Origin of the sequence: Flavobacterium microcysteis, assembly GCF_006385255.1 — a bacterium.
Lineage (GTDB): Bacteria > Bacteroidota > Bacteroidia > Flavobacteriales > Flavobacteriaceae > Flavobacterium > Flavobacterium microcysteis.
On sequence record NZ_VFJE01000056.1, the window covers coordinates 606,889 to 625,071 of the forward strand.

General features: G+C 35.4%; 13 protein-coding genes. 7 read left to right on the forward strand and 6 right to left on the reverse strand.

Features of this window, described 5'->3' with window-relative positions:
• Positions 1 to 38 precede the first annotated feature (38 nt).
• The 4 genes from FJA49_RS16345 to FJA49_RS16360 form a co-directional block, all read right to left on the reverse strand.
• Complete coding sequence (locus FJA49_RS16345; RefSeq protein ID WP_140002226.1) at positions 39 to 458, reverse strand: hypothetical protein; 420 nt, start codon at positions 456 to 458, stop codon at positions 39 to 41.
• Between the two features lie 149 nt (positions 459 to 607).
• Positions 608 to 934 carry a hypothetical protein gene (locus tag FJA49_RS16350; RefSeq protein ID WP_140002229.1) on the reverse strand — a complete coding sequence of 109 codons (327 nt, stop codon included), beginning with the start codon at positions 932 to 934 and terminating at the stop codon, positions 608 to 610.
• Positions 935 to 1,129: 195 nt separating this feature from the next.
• Entirely contained in the window at positions 1,130 to 2,833 is a 1,704-nt protein-coding gene (gene lysS, locus FJA49_RS16355; protein ID WP_140002230.1) for a lysine--tRNA ligase, read from the reverse strand.
• A gap of 129 nt (positions 2,834 to 2,962) precedes the next feature.
• Positions 2,963 to 3,715: a GEVED domain-containing protein gene (locus FJA49_RS16360; RefSeq protein WP_158629497.1), complete on the reverse strand. Its 753-nt coding sequence runs from the start codon at positions 3,713 to 3,715 to the stop codon at positions 2,963 to 2,965.
• Positions 3,716 to 3,955: 240 nt separating this feature from the next.
• Between FJA49_RS16360 and lipB the strand changes: the two genes are divergently transcribed.
• Positions 3,956 to 4,675, forward strand: a complete 720-nt coding sequence (gene lipB, locus FJA49_RS16365; RefSeq protein ID WP_140002234.1) for a lipoyl(octanoyl) transferase LipB — start codon at positions 3,956 to 3,958, stop codon at positions 4,673 to 4,675.
• Here lipB and FJA49_RS16370 read toward each other — a convergent pair.
• The gene (locus FJA49_RS16370) at positions 4,672 to 5,271 is read right to left on the reverse strand and encodes a ribonuclease HII (RefSeq protein ID WP_140003016.1); all 600 of its coding nucleotides are present in this window, start codon (positions 5,269 to 5,271) and stop codon (positions 4,672 to 4,674) included. The genes lipB and FJA49_RS16370 overlap by 4 nt on opposite strands.
• Before the next feature lie 200 nt (positions 5,272 to 5,471).
• Between FJA49_RS16370 and FJA49_RS16375 the strand changes: the two genes are divergently transcribed.
• The 6 genes from FJA49_RS16375 to FJA49_RS16400 all read left to right on the forward strand — a co-directional run bounded on the left by FJA49_RS16375 (position 5,472) and on the right by FJA49_RS16400 (position 16,400).
• The gene (locus FJA49_RS16375; protein WP_140002236.1) at positions 5,472 to 8,516 is read left to right on the forward strand and encodes a SusC/RagA family TonB-linked outer membrane protein; all 3,045 of its coding nucleotides are present in this window, start codon (positions 5,472 to 5,474) and stop codon (positions 8,514 to 8,516) included.
• 10 nt (positions 8,517 to 8,526) lie between these two features.
• Entirely contained in the window at positions 8,527 to 10,017 is a 1,491-nt protein-coding gene (locus FJA49_RS16380) for a RagB/SusD family nutrient uptake outer membrane protein (RefSeq protein ID WP_140002238.1), read from the forward strand.
• 9 nt (positions 10,018 to 10,026) lie between these two features.
• Positions 10,027 to 10,812: a hypothetical protein gene (locus tag FJA49_RS16385; protein WP_140002240.1), complete on the forward strand. Its 786-nt coding sequence runs from the start codon at positions 10,027 to 10,029 to the stop codon at positions 10,810 to 10,812.
• Positions 10,813 to 10,958: 146 nt separating this feature from the next.
• Positions 10,959 to 12,845 (forward strand): S8 family serine peptidase, encoded by a 1,887-nt coding sequence (locus FJA49_RS16390; RefSeq protein ID WP_140002242.1) that lies wholly within the window; start codon positions 10,959 to 10,961, stop codon positions 12,843 to 12,845.
• Positions 12,846 to 12,939: 94 nt separating this feature from the next.
• Entirely contained in the window at positions 12,940 to 14,913 is a 1,974-nt protein-coding gene (locus FJA49_RS16395) for a putative porin (RefSeq protein WP_140002244.1), read from the forward strand.
• Between the two features lie 125 nt (positions 14,914 to 15,038).
• A complete protein-coding gene (locus FJA49_RS16400) occupies positions 15,039 to 16,400 on the forward strand; it encodes a pyridoxal-phosphate dependent enzyme (protein WP_140002246.1) in 1,362 nt (453 codons plus the stop codon).
• Between the two features lie 62 nt (positions 16,401 to 16,462).
• Here FJA49_RS16400 and FJA49_RS16405 read toward each other — a convergent pair whose 3' ends face one another.
• Positions 16,463 to 18,136, reverse strand: coding sequence for a GLPGLI family protein (locus FJA49_RS16405; RefSeq protein ID WP_140002248.1), 1,674 nt, complete (start codon positions 18,134 to 18,136; stop codon positions 16,463 to 16,465).
• Positions 18,137 to 18,183 lie beyond the last annotated feature (47 nt).

An 18,183-nucleotide genomic window follows, 5' to 3' on the forward strand; every position in this document is an offset into this window, starting at 1 on the left:
CCAAAATACGATATTTTCAAAAAACATTCAATGCTTGCTTACTTTTTTTCAGCCTTTTTTCTTCTTTCTTGAATTTTTTCTTTGACTTTTTCACGTTTTTCAGCTTTCATTTCGTCCCATTTTTTAGACTGATCTGGTGTTAAAATGGCTTTAACTTTAGTATCGAAAGCTTTCATTTCTTCATTTCTTTCAGCACGTTTTGCTTCCATTAATTTTTCTCTTTCCGCTTTTTTAGATTCTCTTTTTGCAGACTGCTCAGAAAGTAGCGTAGCCATTTGTTTTTGCTGAGAATCGTTTAGTCCAAGATCTTTAGTCAGTTTTTTTAGGTGCTGCTCATTTCGTTGTTCCGGAGTTAACTTTTCCATTCTAGCCTTGTCCATTTTCTTGCCAGCCGGCTTTTCTTGTGCAAATGATGTCATTCCTATCATCAATACTGCAATTGCAAACATTTTTTTCATAATCTTTTCTTTTTAAATTTTTAGTTTGATAATAAGACCGTTGCAGTAAAAAAAGGTTTAATCACTAACGCATATTTCTCATTTATTTAAGATTTTAAAATAAAAAAGCCCGCTTTAAGCGGGCTTTTTGAATATGATTCTTGAAAAAATTAATTCAATAATTTTTTGTAGAGTTGTTGATTTGCCTTTAGCTTTTTGAATTGTTCTGGAGATAGAACTTCAGTCAATTTTGCTTCAATTTTTGAAGAAAGTTGTGCTTTTTCCTCAGCAGTAATATTGGTTTGAGATACTAAAGTTTTATGTTTAGTATAAAATATATCTGTTAACTCTCTTTCCAGTTTCTTAGTAGGTATTGCCGTATTTAAAGCGGTAAAATCTGCTTGGGCAGCTTTGTAAGGATCTTTTTGAGATTCTTGTGCGCTAGCTCCAATGGTGAAAGCAAGGAAAAAAGTAAGAATAGTAAGTATTTTTTTCATAAAAGCTGAATTTGATTAGGTTTAAGAAACCAAATCTAAATCTTTTAAAACTAAAATCAAAGAAATATAATTGTAAAATTGCCGGTTATGAAATTTTTTAACAGGTTTAGTGGTTTTTAATGGTGAATATTATCCAGATAATAAAAAAGACCGTCCCAAGGAACAGTCTTTCTAAATATATTGCGTATGATCGTATTATCCGATATACTGGACTATTTTATCCTCACCATTAACAGCTACTTTTGTCAAACCGTGTTTTGCAAGAGATTTCATAGCTGCATCCCATTTTTTACCGCTTAAATCAGCTTTGACTTTTAATAGGTTCAAAGACATAGCGTTTTCGTTAGCTTTCAGGATTTCGATAATTCCTTTTTCTTCTGCCGTAAGTTCAACTTCTACTGTTTTTTTCTCAGGTCGCATTTGCGGGAAGAATAATACTTCTTGAATAGAAGCATTATTGGTGAGGAACATTATCAATCTGTCCATTCCAATTCCTAGCCCTGATGTAGGAGGCATTCCATATTCTAAAGCTCTTAAGAAGTCGTAATCGATAAACTGTGTAGCTTCATCATCGCCTCGTTCAGACAATTTTAGCTGTGCCTCAAATCGTTCTCTTTGGTCGATTGGGTCGTTCAATTCAGAATAAGCATTTGCTACTTCTTTTCCGCAGACCATTAGCTCAAAACGTTCTGTAAGTTCCGGGTTGTCGCGGTGCTCTTTGCAAAGCGGACTCATTTCTTTTGGATAATCAGTGATGAAAGTTGGTTGGATGAAGTTTCCTTCACATTTTTCACCAAAAATCTCATCGATTAATTTTCCTTTACCCATTGTTTCGTCAACTGCAATTCCCATTGACCTTGCAGCTTCGAAAATTTCTTTTTCCGTTTTTCCGGAAATGTCAAATCCAGTGTATTTTTTGATAGCATCGGTCATTGTTACACGAGCATAAGGCGCTTTGAAGCTTACTTTATGTTCTCCAAATGTGGTTTCAGGAGTTCCATTTACTGCTACAGCACAGTGCTCCAAAAGATTTTCTGTGAATTCCATCATCCAGTTGTAATCTTTGTAAGCTACATAAATCTCCATAGCGGTAAACTCAGGATTATGAGTTCTGTCCATTCCTTCATTTCTGAAGTTTTTAGAGAATTCATATACGCCATCAAAACCTCCTACAATTAATCTTTTCAGATACAATTCATTAGCAATCCTCATGTATAAAGGAATGTCTAAGGAGTTGTGATGTGTAATGAAAGGTCTCGCAGCAGCTCCACCTGGTATAGATTGCAATACCGGAGTTTCTACTTCCATATATCCAGCGGTATTGAAAAAGTTACGCATGGCATTGAACAGCTTTGTTCTTTTTACGAAAACTTCTTTTACTTGTGGATTTACTACCAAATCAACATAGCGCTGACGGTAACGCAATTCAGGATCCGTAAATCCGTCATGCAGGTTTCCTTCAGCATCGATTTTTGGTAATGGCAATGGGCGAAGTGTTTTACTTAGGAAAGTGAAATTGGTCACTAGGATTGATTTTTCACCTACTTGTGTCGTAAATAAGCTGCCTTCAACGCCAATAAAGTCGCCTAAGTCGACTAGTTTTTTAAACACTTCGTTATAAAGTGTTTTGTCTTCGCCAGGGCAAAGTTCATCACGATTTATGTAAATCTGAATACGTCCTTCGCTATCCTGCAAAGATGCAAAAGAGGCTTTTCCCTGAATTCTTGTACTCATGACACGCCCTGCAACAATCACTTTCTTTCCTTCTTCAAAAGTGTCCTTGACCTGTTTCGAAGTGTGTGACACTGGAAACAAATTGGCCGGATATGGGTTGATGCCGAGTTCTCTCAGCCTTCCCAACTTTTCTCTTCTGATGATTTCTTGTTCTGAAAGTTGCATATAGTGTTAATTTTAAGGGTGCAAAGATAATTAAAAGTTGGTACGCCGGAAAATCAAAAAAATGAAAAAGATAAAAAAAGGCTGCACATTTAAGTAGCAGCCTTTTTAAAGTAAAATTTTAAGCCGAATTTAGTTGGCTATTTTTTTGACATGCACTATTTGGTCGGAAGTTAATATTTTTAATATTAAAATTTGATTACCCAGTGACGAGCTGTCCAAGCTTGATGAATTATTGCCAATGTTGGCTTTTTGATAAATCAGTTTTCCGGTAAGATCATATAGTTCTATGCTGTCAATTAATGCATGGGAACTGTTGATGTTCAAAAAGTCATTTGAATTTGATATTACCAGCTGGTTCTGGTTCTTGATGTCGTCAATTCCTAAAGCTGGTTGGATATTTACAGTATAATCTTCTGTTTCGCCATATTCAGACTCTTCGTCGCAGGCTTGGTCGTCTGTGGCTGCTGCTGCTCCAACAGCTGCTACACGAACTCTCATTCTTTTTGTTCCCACTGATACAGTTGCAGGAATTGTGATGTTTCCGGTTACAGTATTGCCGCTTCCTGTGCCAATATAGGTAAATTCTGAAGCTTCAAAAATTTGATTCCCATTATAGTCTATCCATACGCTCACAGATTCGTTAGACCAGCCGTCTCCTACGGTCACGGAGATAGGATAGGAAGATCCGATATTCAGATTTGGGGCTGCTAGCGCTGTAAAGTTGTTATACCCGCCACCGCCGCAGGTACTTGCATTTGTCAATGTCCCTATTGAAACATTCAGAATTAGGTCGTCATCTGTGCAATCCAATAAAGGTTCACAGTATTGGGAGTGTGCCTGGAATCCCAATGTACAAAACATAAGACCGAAAATGAGTTTCATGTTATGAAACCGATTACGGGCAAAATGTTTTTTTTGATTTTTTAAAGTAGTTTTCAAATTCATAATAATACTGTTTAGGGGTTATAGATTAATAATGTATTAATGTAAATTTAAAAAAAATAAATTTAATATAGATAATTTGTTAATATTAGAAAGTTTTGTTGTTGGTGTTTTAGGGGTTTTGGGTGGCGTGAATTATGGTGTTTAAGTTTGTATCTTTGTATTGTCAAAGTTTAGATTATGAATAAGGAGATACAACTTCTGGATTTAGGCCGGAAAGACTATAAGGATACTTGGGAATATCAGGAAAGCCTTTTTAAAGATATTCTTGATTTAAAAATAAAAAACAGAAGAGAAGAGTTGGATCTTGAGACTCCGAATTATTTCCTTTTTGTTGAGCATCCGCATGTTTATACGTTAGGGAAAAGTGGCGATTTTAATAACTTACTTTTGAGTGAAAAAGAATTAGAGAATAAAGGAGCGACTTTTTATAAGATAAACAGGGGAGGTGATATTACTTATCATGGTCCCGGCCAAATTGTAGGTTATCCTATTTTGGATTTGGAAAACTTTTTTACCGACATCCATAAATACTTGCGTTTTCTGGAAGAAGTTTTTATTCGTGTTTTGGCAGATTATGGACTTACGGGGACCCGAAGTGAGGGAGAGACCGGAGTTTGGTTGGGAGTAGGTACGCCTTTTGCCAGAAAGATATGTGCTTTGGGAGTACGAGCTTCACGATGGGTCACAATGCATGGTTTTGCCTTAAATGTAAATGCAGACTTGGGATATTTTGATAATATCATTCCGTGTGGCATTCGAGGCAAAGCAGTAACTTCTTTAAATGTTGAGCTAGGTTTGGAAGAAATGGATTTGGAGGAAGTAAAAGAGAAAATAAAAACACACTTTACAGAACTCTTCGAATCGCAGTTTATTGCTTTTAAAGCGGTGACTGTTTAAAATTCAATTTCCAATTGCTCAGGTAATAGGCGGAACGACATTCTATGGTATTTTGTTGCGCCATATTTTTTTATAGCTTCCCGATGTTCTTTCGTGGGGTATCCCTTATTTTGTTTCCAATTGTACATTGGGAATTCTTCATGAATCCGATTCATGTACTCATCCCTATAAGTTTTTGCTAAAATTGAGGCTGCGGCAATGCTCAAATATTTGCTGTCACCTTTTATAATGCAGCTGTGCGGTATGTTGGCTACAGGTTTAAAGCGATTTCCGTCTACAATAATGTAATTAGGTATAGGATTCAATTTTTTTATGCATTCCTGCATAGCGTGTATTGAAGCATTGAGTATGTTTATTTTATCAATAATTTCAGGCTCAATATGGGTTACTGAATAGCAAAGCGCATTTTCTTCGATGATAGGTCTCAGGAAATCTCTGTTTTTTTCTGACAATTGCTTAGAGTCATTTAATAATTCGTTAAGAAAATCTTCAGGCAGAATTAATGCAGCAGCAGTTACAGGTCCGGCAAGACAACCTCGCCCAGCCTCGTCTGTTCCGCATTCAAACTTTAAATTAGAATAACTATTAAGTAACATTAACATTTCGGAATTTTAGCAAAAATATAAAAAATGACGCAACCTTTTGAATTTTGCGCGTCTAATATGCGAGATATCTGCATAAATCTGAAATATCGGGCTTCTTTAGCGTTAATAAAAATATTATTCCGAAGTAATATTTGTTTATTTAAGAAATTATTAAGAAGTTTGCAAGATAACTAACTCAAATAAATTTAAATATGAGATCTAAGTTCAAATGGATTTTTGCGCTTTTACTAGCGTTTTCAATGCAGTTTTCCTTCGCACAGGAGAAAACTATTTCTGGTACAATTACCGATGGTCAGGGCTTGCCATTACCGGGTGTTAATGTTGTAGTTAAAGGAACAACTCGTGGAGCACAAACTGATTTTGATGGTAAATATTCCATCTCTGCAAGTCAGGGCGAGGTTTTACAGTTTAGCTTCGTAGGTTATAAAACTTCTACTGCAGCTGTAGGGGCTTCTAGCACCGTAAATGTGTCTATGCAGGAAAGTGATGAGATGCTTAATGAAGTAATTGTTACTGGGTATACAAATACCAAAAGACCTAAGAGTTTGGCGGCAGTAAACTTTGTAAGTATGGATGAAGTAGAAGAAAGATCAAATGCTTCTGTAATCCAAAACCTTCAAGGTATGGTTGCTGGTTTGAACATTGGTACTGGTAGCGGTCAGCCTGGTGCTGATAGTACAATCATCTTAAGAGGTATTGGTTCTATCAATGGTAACATTGAGCCTTTATTTATTGTTGATGGTATGCCTGTTGATGAGGATGGATTCAGATCTATTAACCAAAACGATATTACATCTATTGCGGTTTTGAAAGATGCTGCTGCTACATCTATTTATGGTAACAGAGGAGCTAATGGTGTTATTGTAATTAACACTAAGAGTGCTAAATTTGGGCAAAGCCTTGAGATTAAATATCGTGGACAATACGGTATGACTGAACTTCAGAAATTCAATATTGATGTAATGAGTTCTAGACAGTTGTTAGAATTCCAGAGAAAATATAACGATGGAAGAGGAGCTGGTATGACTGATGCTGAGCTTGCTGATGCGGCTAAAATTAATACTGATTGGAGAGATGTTTTCTTCAGAACTGGTGTTACTCAACAACATGATATTTCATTCTCTTCAGGTTCTAAAAACTCAAGAAGCTTTACTTCTCTTGGATTTATGGATCAGGATGGTATTTTTATCAATACAAACTTTAAAAGATTTAACTTTAGAAATAATTTCAACGGAAAATCTGATAATGAGAAATTTACTTATACATCAAATATCAACGTTAACTTCTCTAGAAGTTCAGGTATAGATGGGGCAGGTTCAAATGCAATATTCTTTGCTCCTTTTACTGCCGCTATTAGAGGTTTACCTTATATTAATCCTAATACAGTATTGCCTTATCGTGATACAGATGCGCTTTCAGTGCAGAATGCTCCTTTAGTATTGTTGAATTCATCTAGAATGAACTCTGATATTGAGGATGAACTTAAGATTTTAGCTAACTTTAATGCTGATTATAAAATCAATGATAATTTCTCTGTGGGAATTAACATGGGTGTGGATTTCTCAGGATTTAGTACTAAAGAAATCACTGATCCGTTGAGTTTACTAGGGCCTTTCCAGGTTGATGCTCGTGCTCAGTATGGTGGTATACATGAAGAGTCAAGTACAAGAGACTTTAGATTTAATAATACTACTTATTTGAAATATAACAAAGTGTTTAATGACAAACACTCATTGAATGTTGGTTTGTATACTGAATATTACAAAGCTCACTATAACGGATTTAATTTCCAAAAAAGAGGTTTAGATTCTAGATTTACTGGTACTTCGGCAGCTTTCATTCCGTCAACTACTATTGAATCTTGGCAACAATTGCCTCCATATATCCCAACTGCTCTTGGATCATTTAAATCTGAGGAAGGTTTGTTCTCTTATTTTGGACAAGTTGATTACGACTATTCTGAAAAATATGGAATTAGTGCAAACGTAAGAAGAGATGCTACTTTCCGATTTGTTGATGATAATAGATGGGGTACTTTCTGGTCTGTTGCAGGTAGATGGAACATCGATCAAGAAAGCTTCATGCAAGGTTCAGCATTCAACATGTTGAAATTAAGAGGATCATATGGTACTTCTGGTAACCAAAGAGTAAGTAATACTCAATATGCTGCTTTGAGCTTACCACGTACATTGTATGCTGTTGGTACTGGTTATAACGGTACACCATCTACAGTTTTATCACAATTAGAAAACCCATCAGTTCAATGGGAAGAAATCAAACAAACAAACATTGGTTTGGATTTCGGACTATGGCAGAATAAATTAAATGGTAGTATCGATGTTTATAAGAAAGAGACTAATAAGCTTTACCAAAGTTCTCCAATTTCAGCTGTACAAGGAGCTACTAGCATCAGTACAAACATTGGAGGTATGGAAAATAAAGGTATCGAATTGACTTTGAACTATAATATTTTCAAAAACCAAGATTGGGATTTCTCTGTTGGAGGTAACGTGTCTTACAACAAAAACAAAATCACTGAATTACCGCCTACAACAAACGGTTTAGTATTTGAAGGAGGGTCGACAGCTCTAGGTGTAGGTGAATCTATTGGTTCTTTCTATGTAGTGAAATATGCAGGTGTTAACCCAGCAAACGGTAACCCATTATTCCACACTGCAGATGGTGGATTAACAGAAACAATTACTGACGCTAATAGAGTGTTTACAGGAAAATCTCAATATCCAGTTTGGCAAGGAGGTTTCAATACAAACGTTAGCTACAAAGGATTCTCATTATATACTCAGTGGAGTTTTGTTGCTGATATCTACAGAAACAACTTGGATTTAGGAACTTTAGAAAATGGAACTCCAGGTTCATTAGATGATGGAAACAGATCTGTAACTATGCTTAAAGCATGGCAGACTCCAGGTGATATCACTTCAATACCAAGAGTTGGTCACGGATATAATGAAATTGATTACATTAACAGTACAGACAGATATCTAGAAGATGCTTCTTACTTGAGATTGAGAAACATTAAGTTAAGCTATAACTTTACTTCAGACCAATTGGGTAGAACTTTCTTAAAAGGTTTAGGTTTCTTTATCCAGGCTGAAAATATCGTTACTTTCTCTTCTTGGAGAGGCTGGGATCCTGAATCTAACTTTAGATCTACTGATAGAGGTCAGTATCCAACTCCAAAAATATTTACTTTTGGAACATCAATTAATTTTTAAAAAAAAGAATATGAAAAAATCGATATTATTATTACCAATTTTTTTCTTGATGCTATTCTCATGCTCAGATGCATATGATATTAGACAAGATAATGAAGTGGAAGATCCGGAGGCTTTTACTACCATTGCACACTTGGCATCTGGTTTAAATGGAGCATATGCTGCTTATGGACCTGATTTTGGTGGAGACGCTATTATCTTTAATGATTTGTTTACCGATAATATAAGAAAAGGAAAAAGCAATAACGGACAAGGTTCTGAAGAATATAACTTTTTGATGCAACCTAACTCTGATATGCCTGAGTCTGTATGGGGTAATAGATATGCTACTATCAACAGAGTTAACAGGGTTTTGAGAGCTTATGATAGATTATATGATGGATTTACAGATCCTGAAAAAAGAAGAGCTAATCAGATTAAAGGTCATTTATTAGCTTTAAGAGCATTATGTCATTTTGATTTATTCCAGTATTTTACTGTAGATTATAAGAATGCTGCAAGTCCATGTGTTATTAAGATGGATTTTGTACCTGCTTCTACTTTTGATGTTTTTCCTAGAAATACTGTTGGAGAGATTACTGATTTTATCAAACAAGATTTGACTGAAGGTAGAGCCTTGATAGTGCAAGCTCTTACACCGCTTTTTACAGGAGAAACAATTCCTGCTGAATTAACGGCATACAATACAGTTATGTATTTAAGACCTGTTGCAATTGATTTTATCTCATGTAAACTTGCATTGCTTCAAGGTGACTATCCAACTGCTCAGTCTATAGCAAATACGATATTGACAACACCTGGAAATGCGCTTGCTAGTAGAACTATATATGCACAAATGTTTGGTACTACAGATGCTGCTGGTGAATCTGCTTTTAAATTGTCAAGAGTTCTTCGTAATAATCAAGTAACTTCATTGTTCTATTTTAATTATGATAGTAATGGTAGAGCAATTGACCCTTTGTTTTATGGATCACTTCAGTTGTATAACTTATTTACAGCAGCTGATATTAGAAGAACTGTTATTTTTGGAGGTTCTAATGACATAGGTAGAGGTGAGCTTCCAATTACTAAGTATCCTGGAAGTAACGACGGAGCTGGAATCAATGATATTAAGTTATTTAGATTTGCAGAATTGAAGTTGATTCTTGCTGAATGTAAAGCTAGAAATAATGATTTACTTGGTGCAGCTACTGATGTTCAGCAATTAAGAGCACAAAGACTTACGGGAGCTAATCCAGTACCTACTTATGCTAACTTGAATGCAGCTTTAACTGATATTCTAAATGAAAGAAGAAAAGAGTTTGCTTTTGAAGGTCATAGATATTTGGATTTAAAACGTATTGGTAACGAAATTAACGTTGGTATTAGTAGATTGGCTGATGATGCTTTTTCTTTTAGCGCTCCTACTTCTTTGCCTGCTAGTGATTACAGATTCACTTTGCCAATCCCTAGGTCTGAAATTTCAGCAAACCCTACAATTGCTCAAAACCCTAATTATTAATTTATTGTTATGAAAAAACTTTTTATCCTATTAATCTCTGTTGCATCTTTTATAAGCTGCTCAGATCCTGACGAGGTAACGTATGATAGTAAGAAGACTTTTGTCGGTTTTGAAAATACTGTTTATGATTTGCGTGTTCCTAGAGATGCAAGCACTGTTTTGAATCTTAAATTTGCATCTAGTAGTGTATCTAGTGCTGTAAGAACTTACAATGTGTCAGTTATAACTGATGTGTCTGATGCAAATACGGCTACTTATAGCATTCCGGCAACTTTTACTATTCCTGCTAATGAGCGTTTTGGTACTCTTGCAATTGCAGGAACAGATAATGGTCTTGTTGATGCAACTGTCAAAAAATTTGTTTTTAAACTGTCTGGTTTAGGAGCAAATGAAACTACAGATAATGATATCATAACTGTATTTGTATATGAATTTTGTCCTGTAGTTGCAGCTGATTTTGCTGGTACTTTTGATAGTAATACATGGTTTTTAGATGGGCCTGCAGTCAATGAAATTGTTGCTGGTACTGATCCTAACACTATTGTGATTACAGATTTTTATGACACTCCTTTTGTATTAACATATGATGAGGATAACAACATAACTTTCCCTCCTAAAGATACGGGACTTACTAATGGACCTGGAGGTCCTGCTATTTGGGCAAGAATGTCAGCTTCACCAACTCAAGTTTCTGGAATTGATGGTTGTACAGGTAGAATGACTCTATGGATAGAGTATTATACTCTTACTGGTCTAACGGCTGGAGTTCAACAAGAAGTGTTTGTAAAACAATAATAGTATTGTTTATTTTACATAAAAAAGACCGCTATAAGGAAACTTATAGCGGTTTTTTTATTTTTTTTAATGAATGTTAAATTTCGAATTAAAAGTGATATATCGCCTTTTTTAATTATTTTTGGAATTCTTTTAAATTATTTACTATGAAATATTTTTATGTTTTGATTAGTATTTTCTCTTCTGGAATACTTTTTTCTCAATCAAAGGAAAAGTTGAAGGAAGTAATAGAAAATACTAATGTTGCAGAACTGAAACTGTTGAAAGAACAATTTCAGGCTGAATATCTTGAACGTCAAGAAAGAATCAATGACTATTTGCTGAAAAATCCGACAGCTACTAGAGTAGTAAAGGACAAGTCTACCAAAAAAGAAATGTATGATGTCTTAGACGGGAAAGAAGTACTTTATTATGTAACATCTAACGCAGGCTCATCTGCAACTATTCGTACCAATAGATTATATTCAGGTGGAGCTTTAGGGTTGAATGTACAAGGCCAGGGGATGAAAGGATTTGTTTGGGATGGCGGTGGAGCTAGAACTACTCACGTTGAATTCCCTAACAATAAAGTAAATATTATTGACGGAGCAGAATTAGATGATCATGCCACTCACGTTACAGGTACTATTGCTGCGCAAGGACTTACTGCAACTTTGAAAGGTATTGCTTTTGATGCATCAGTTGATAGCTATGATTGGAATAATGATTATGCTGAAATGGCTGATGAGGCAGCTGATGGAATGCTAGTTTCTAACCATTCTTATTGGATTGGACAAAACGCAAGATGGGTATTTGGAGCGTATGATTCTAGAGCCAGATCATTCGATTTAATTGCTTTCAACGCACCTTTTTACCTTGGAGTTACGGCTGCAGGAAATGACAGAAATGATTTTGGTGATGCACTTGTTGGCCCATATTTGAGTGAAAAAGGAGGGTATAATTTAGTAAGAGGAATGCAGAATGGAAAAAATTTCCTAACTGTAGGAGCTGTAAACCAAGTGAGTAATTATACAAGTCCTGAAAGTGTTGTAATGTCTTCATTCAGTAGTTGGGGACCTACAGATGATGGTAGAATTAAGCCGGAAATTGTAGCTAAAGGAGTAAACGTTAGATCGACATTAGATACATCTGATACAGCATCTGGACTTATGAGCGGTACATCTATGGCATCGCCTGCTGTAACAGGAGCTGTTTTGTTGATGCAACAACATTATCATAATACTTTTTCTCCAAACTATATGAGAGCGGCTACTGTTAAAGGTTTGTTGTTGCATACAGCTGATGAAGCAGGAGCTTATATTGGTCCGGATTATGAATTTGGTTGGGGATTATTAAACGCTGAAAAAGCGGCAACTTTGATTACAAATAAAAATGCAGGAACAGCTGTTATTGATGAATTGACTTTAACCAATGGTCAAACCTATACAAGAACAATTTCCGCTAATGGATCAACTCCTCTGTTTGTTTCTATTTCTTGGACTGATAGAGCTGGAACAGCTAATAATGGAACCAATGATTTAGCGACTTTGAATCTTGTTAATGACTTGGATGTAAGAGTGGTGAAAACTGATAATACTACTTACTTTCCATGGACACTAGATCCATCTAATCTTGGTGGTGAACCATCAAGAGCTCAAGATAATTTCAGAGATAATTATGAGAAAGTACAAGTTGATAATCCAAATGGAACCTACAATATAGTAGTGACACACAAAGGAACATTGACTGGCGGTTCGCAAAATTTTTCATTGATTGTTTCTGGTCCACAAGTATTGAGCACAAAAGAAACGGCTAAAATTGATAATGCAATATCAATTTATCCAAACCCGGTTGCTAATAGCTTAAATTTCGCTGTTGCAGATTCTATCGTTTTGTCTGATGTGTCAATCTATGACGTTACTGGAAAAATGGTTATTTCAAGCAAAGATTTGTCATCAAACTCTATTGATGTTTCAAGACTTCAATCTGGTGTTTATTTTGCAAAATTTGCAAGTCAAGATAAGACAGTTACAAAAAAATTCATCAAACAATAATCGGTTAGATGATATATAAAACCCGCTTTTAAAGCGGGTTTTTTTATGTTTTTATTTTACTTAAAAAAAGTATCTTTGCTCAAATTGTATCTGAATGGCAAAGTTTTTTTATGTAGCGCTATTTTTATTATTACCTCTTTTTGTCTTTGCGCAAACAAAAGATCCGCAAACAAAAGAAAAGGTTGCTGCGAGCAAGGACAAAAAAGGGCAATTAGCTGTACCAACCCAAAGTGATACTATTGCTACGATTGATATGTACAAGATTGTCACTTTGCAACATGATACGACCTATGTTGATACTTCTCTAACGATACGGAAAGAATACAAGTTCAATTATTTAAGAAAAGATAATTTTGGACTACTGCCTTTTTCTAACGAAGGACAAACTTTTAATACACTTGATTACGGTTATAATAAAGTCACGGCCTACCCGGGGTTTGGATTTGCAGGAAAACATTTTAACTATCTTGAAGTAGACGATATAAAATACTATAATGTCGCCACGCCTATGACAGAACTTTATTTTAAGACTGTTATGGAACAAGGTCAGATGATTGATGCCTTTATTACTTTAAATACTTCAGAGAGACTTAATTTTTCGATTGGTTACAGAGGGTTGCGTTCCTTGGGGAAATATGTAAATCAGCTTTCGAGCAACGGGAATTTTAAATTTATGACCAGCTATAATACCTCAAACGAAAGGTATTTCTTAAAAGCACATTTTACAGGACAGGATCTTACAAATGGCGAAAATGGTGGTATCGTAAGCCTTGAAGATTTTGAAGGAGGTGATAGTGAATTTGATAATAGGGCAAGATTGGACGTGTACTTTTTAGATGCGACTTCTATTCTAAAAGGGAATCGTTATTTTGTAGACCATCATTTTAGAGTCAATGCCAACAAAAGTGCGAATAACCTTTATGTTGATCACCAGCTGAATTACGAAAATAAATTTTTTGAATATACACAGCCAACAGTTGTTACTACTATTACTACGCCGGCACAAGGAACTATCAGGCTGTCAAGATTTGGAGAGTCATACCGTTCAAGCAACATAAACGATAAGACCCGTTATAACAGGATGTATAATAAAGTAGGAGCGACTTATGAAAATAGCACTTTAGGTCAGTTCCAGTTTTTTATTGAAGATTTCAGATACAATTACTTCTATAACCGTATAATTATACAGAGCCCGACTTATACAATTGGAAACCAATTGTCGGATGAATTTAATGTAGTGGGTGGGCAATATACCTATCAAAAAAATAACTGGAACGGAAGGTTTTTGTTCTCAAGTTCAATTTCTGAACAAAAAGCATCTACATTGGATGCTAACTTATCCTATAAGTTTGATGAAAAGAATAATGTGCACTTCCAGTATCAAAATCTAAGTAAGGTGCCAGATCATATATTTAATCTTTTTCAAAGCAGTTATGTAGATTATAATTGGGCTAATAATTTTGAAAATGAAAAGATAAATAGTCTCACCGTTAACGCAAACACCCAATGGGCAAACGCTTCGCTACAAGTGTCAAGTTTGAAGAATCATTTGTATTTTTTTAATGAAAGTACAACCCAAGATACATTAACAGTCAAGCCAGGCCAATATTCAAAGGCAATCAATTATCTGTCCTTGAAAGTCTCTAAAGAATTCAAGTTTAGAAAATGGGCACTTGACAACACGGTTCTTTATCAAAAAGTTGATCAGGATAATGATATATTGAATGTTCCCCAATTAGTCACAAGAAATACACTTTATTATTCTACGCATGTTTTCAAAAAAGCGATGTTTTTACAGACAGGTATAACATTCAGCTATTTCTCAAAATATTATGCAAACGACTACAATCCGGTTATTGGCGACTTTTACATACAGACCAAAAGAGAGGTTGGAGGTTTCCCAACGTTTGATTTTTTTGTAAATGCTAAGATTCGTAACACAAGAGTTTATCTAAAAGCAGAACATTTCAATTCCGGCTTTGGGGATAAAAACTATTATTCTGCACCTAATTATCCATACCGCGATTTTATCGTGCGTTTCGGATTGGTTTGGAACTTCTTCTCATAAAATTTTATAGACAAACAGCTTATTTAGATTTCATACACAGAATGTGTGCTGTATAATTTATACTTCATAATTCGTAATTAATTTTGTAGTTCCTATCTTTGTAGCTTAAAAATCACAGATTATAAATGAAATACGCAAATAATATACTAGAAACTATAGGAAACACGCCTTTAGTAAAACTAAACAAGGTCACCAAAGAAGTGGATGCTTTGGTTTTGGCAAAAGTTGAGACTTTCAATCCTGGTAACTCGGTTAAGGATAGAATGGCCGTAAAAATGATTGAAGACGCGGAAGCAGACGGACGTCTAAAACCGGGAGGAACTATCATTGAAGGTACATCTGGAAATACTGGAATGGGATTGGCTTTGGGTGCTATTGTTAAAGGGTATAAACTGATTTGCGTAATTTCAGATAAGCAATCTAAAGAAAAAATGGATATTCTTCGTGCTGTAGGCGCAAGAGTAGTCGTTTGCCCAACAGATGTTGAGCCAACAGATCCACGTTCTTACTATTCTGTTTCTAAAAGACTAGCTGAAGAAACGCCAAATTCTTGGTATGTTAACCAGTACGATAACCCGTCCAACTCATTAGCGCATTATGAGCAAACAGGTCCGGAAATTTGGGAACAGACAGAAGGTAAAATTACTCATTTTGTTGTGGGAGTAGGAACAGGTGGAACAATCTCAGGAGTTGCAAAATTCCTGAAAGAAAAAAATCCTAATATCAAGATATGGGGAGTTGATACCTATGGTTCAGTATTTAAAAAATATCATGAAACCGGAATTTTTGATGAGAATGAAATCTATTCCTATATCACAGAAGGAATTGGTGAGGACATCCTTCCAAAGAATGTTGATTTTTCATTAATTGATGGTTTCACAAAAGTAACCGACAAAGATGCTGCAGTTTATACTAGAAAAATTGCTTTGGAAGAAGGGATATTTGTAGGTAACTCTGCCGGATCAGCTATAAAAGGAGTTTTGCAGTTAAAAGAGCACTTCAAGCCTGAAGATGTTGTTGTAGTTCTTTTCCATGATTCAGGAAGTCGTTATGTAGGCAAAATGTTCAACGATGACTGGATGCGTGAAAGAGGATTTCTTGATGAAGAAATTACAAAAGCAGAAGATGTAATCAAAGATCATATTGATAAGCCGCTTGTGGTAGTACGTACAGAAGAATTGGTTTCTCATGCCATTGAAAGAATGCGTAAATATAAAATTTCACAAATCCCTGTAATCGATATCAATGGTTTTGTAGGATCGGTTGATGAGACTGATTTATTCCAAAGCTATGTTTCAGATAAAAATGTAGCCGATAAGCCGATTAAAGATGTAATGGGTAAACCTTATCCAATTGTAAAATTGGGAACTTCAATTGAAGAAGTTTCTAAATTGTTCAGTAAAGACAATCAAGCTGTATTGGTTGATTTAGGTAACGGAAAACATCACATTATCACCAAATATGATATCATCGGTTCTATAAAATAATACTTTAGATAAATAAAAAAAGCCTAACATTTCTGTTAGGCTTTTTTATTGAAAACAGTCTTTTAATCTCCAATTAAAACACCAGAAATATTCCAGGAGCTAAAACCTCCGCCTTCATTAGGGCCTTGTGGGATTTTTACCTGAATAGTATGTTTCCCTGCTTTAAGATCGCCTAAATCAATAAGCATGGGATTAGTAACGGTTCCCGGACACCAATTGGAACGGCTATAATCAGAAGACGATAAGCCATTGTTGAAATTGCCAGAAGCCGGATTGAAAAGACGATAAGAACCGCAGTCCATTCGCCAAGGCATAAAGCTAAAAGCTTCTTTTTCGTCTAAAAGAATCGTGTTCTTCTTCGGGACAAACTCATCTCCATTTTCCCATCCACCATGTCCGGTTGTAATGTAGCGTAGCTTGGCATTTTTTATGTCTTTTTCCAATGTGAAATTTACCACAAGTCCTTTCTCATTATTAAACATTGTTGCATATTCTTGTCCGGCCATTTCCATAATGTTGGTCGTATTGAAAAGAGGCAGCACAAATGTGTCTTTAGGCTGCTGTTTTTCTTCTCCATGAATTGTGATGTTCATGCTTATTTTGTGTCCGCCTTTGTCATAATTTCCAATAAATGTTCCTATGTAAACCTCCTGATTGCTTAAAGCTGAAGATAGTTCCGAAATGTCCTGGCGGTAAGGCACGCTTTCATGCCAAGTTTTGTCTTTTAACTGTATATGTCCATATTGTTTAATACCGAAAGGAGTAAAGAAACGCATCAATTCTAACAGTGGAGAAAATTCATCTGTTTTTATTACGCCCTGATAGTGTTTCCCATTTCCGTTTTCATATATAGGAAGTGTTTTAGCTCCGTTTTTTAGTCCATCCATAAAAGTGAATTTTTCGTTGGCAGGAATGGCGAAAACGGTTCCGGTTCTGTCATAAGCATCTCCATTAGATTGTTCTTGCAAGTCAACAAAAACCTGACTACCTGATTTGATTTCAGGGAATTTGATTTTTTTCAGGATAATTGTTCCGTTGGCAAATCTGAGAATGCTGTCGTTTGATTTTGATGCATCGGAAAAATTGATAATCTCGTCTTCAAAAACAGGAATTGTAGTAAAGCGGCTCTTCCAGAGCAGGTCTCTGTAGGTTAAAGCATCGGTAGCAGAAAAATTAAATTTTAACGACGATAGGTTGCTCGGGATGGATTTTATTTTTTCAACTTTAGTGGCCGTGATGATATAATTGTTGTTACGATTCATTTCGAGTACCAGTCCTAATTTCTGACCTAAAACGCTAGGTGCGCCTTTAATGTTCAGGTCGTTTGTGAACCACAACTCTATAGTGTTGGAATTGATAATGGTTTTAGCCTTTTTGCATTTATATCCTAAAATAGAACGGGTTTCATTTCCAATCTCAAAAGTTTGTTTTCCTAATGAAAGGCTATCAATAGTAAAGATTTTTCTTGTAGCTGAAAGATTGGCCACCTGAATGACACTATTGGAATTTGGAGTAATAAGAGTCTCTTCAAAAGGATACTCAGCCTTGCCTGTGATATTGTTTACCGAGGTAATAACGGCCTCGTTGGTATCAGAAAAAACTAAAACAGGATCCTGGCCTTCAACGGTTTTTCCGTTAGAACTTCTGGAATAGGTTATTTTATAAGCTTTGCTGTTTTTTTGAGCTGAAGAAGCAATCGTGAAAAAAGCAAAAACGATTAAGAAGCAGTATTTCATGGTTCATATAGTTAGTATCGCAAAGATAGATTTGTTTGTTAGATAAT

What these genes read in the sequence shown, in the direction of transcription:
- FJA49_RS16345 (WP_140002226.1), bottom strand. Translation starts at nt 458, where the DNA reads ATGAAAAAAATGTTTGCAATTGCAGTATTGATGATAGGAATGACATCA.
- FJA49_RS16350 (WP_140002229.1), bottom strand. Translation starts at nt 934, where the DNA reads ATGAAAAAAATACTTACTATTCTTACTTTTTTCCTTGCTTTCACCATT.
- lysS (WP_140002230.1), bottom strand. Translation starts at nt 2,833, where the DNA reads ATGCAACTTTCAGAACAAGAAATCATCAGAAGAGAAAAGTTGGGAAGG.
- FJA49_RS16360 (WP_158629497.1), bottom strand. Translation starts at nt 3,715, where the DNA reads ATGAAACTCATTTTCGGTCTTATGTTTTGTACATTGGGATTCCAGGCA.
- lipB (WP_140002234.1), top strand. Translation starts at nt 3,956, where the DNA reads ATGAATAAGGAGATACAACTTCTGGATTTAGGCCGGAAAGACTATAAG.
- FJA49_RS16370 (WP_140003016.1), bottom strand. Translation starts at nt 5,271, where the DNA reads ATGTTACTTAATAGTTATTCTAATTTAAAGTTTGAATGCGGAACAGAC.
- FJA49_RS16375 (WP_140002236.1), top strand. Translation starts at nt 5,472, where the DNA reads ATGAGATCTAAGTTCAAATGGATTTTTGCGCTTTTACTAGCGTTTTCA.
- FJA49_RS16380 (WP_140002238.1), top strand. Translation starts at nt 8,527, where the DNA reads ATGAAAAAATCGATATTATTATTACCAATTTTTTTCTTGATGCTATTC.
- FJA49_RS16385 (WP_140002240.1), top strand. Translation starts at nt 10,027, where the DNA reads ATGAAAAAACTTTTTATCCTATTAATCTCTGTTGCATCTTTTATAAGC.
- FJA49_RS16390 (WP_140002242.1), top strand. Translation starts at nt 10,959, where the DNA reads ATGAAATATTTTTATGTTTTGATTAGTATTTTCTCTTCTGGAATACTT.
- FJA49_RS16395 (WP_140002244.1), top strand. Translation starts at nt 12,940, where the DNA reads ATGGCAAAGTTTTTTTATGTAGCGCTATTTTTATTATTACCTCTTTTT.
- FJA49_RS16400 (WP_140002246.1), top strand. Translation starts at nt 15,039, where the DNA reads ATGAAATACGCAAATAATATACTAGAAACTATAGGAAACACGCCTTTA.
- FJA49_RS16405 (WP_140002248.1), bottom strand. Translation starts at nt 18,136, where the DNA reads ATGAAATACTGCTTCTTAATCGTTTTTGCTTTTTTCACGATTGCTTCT.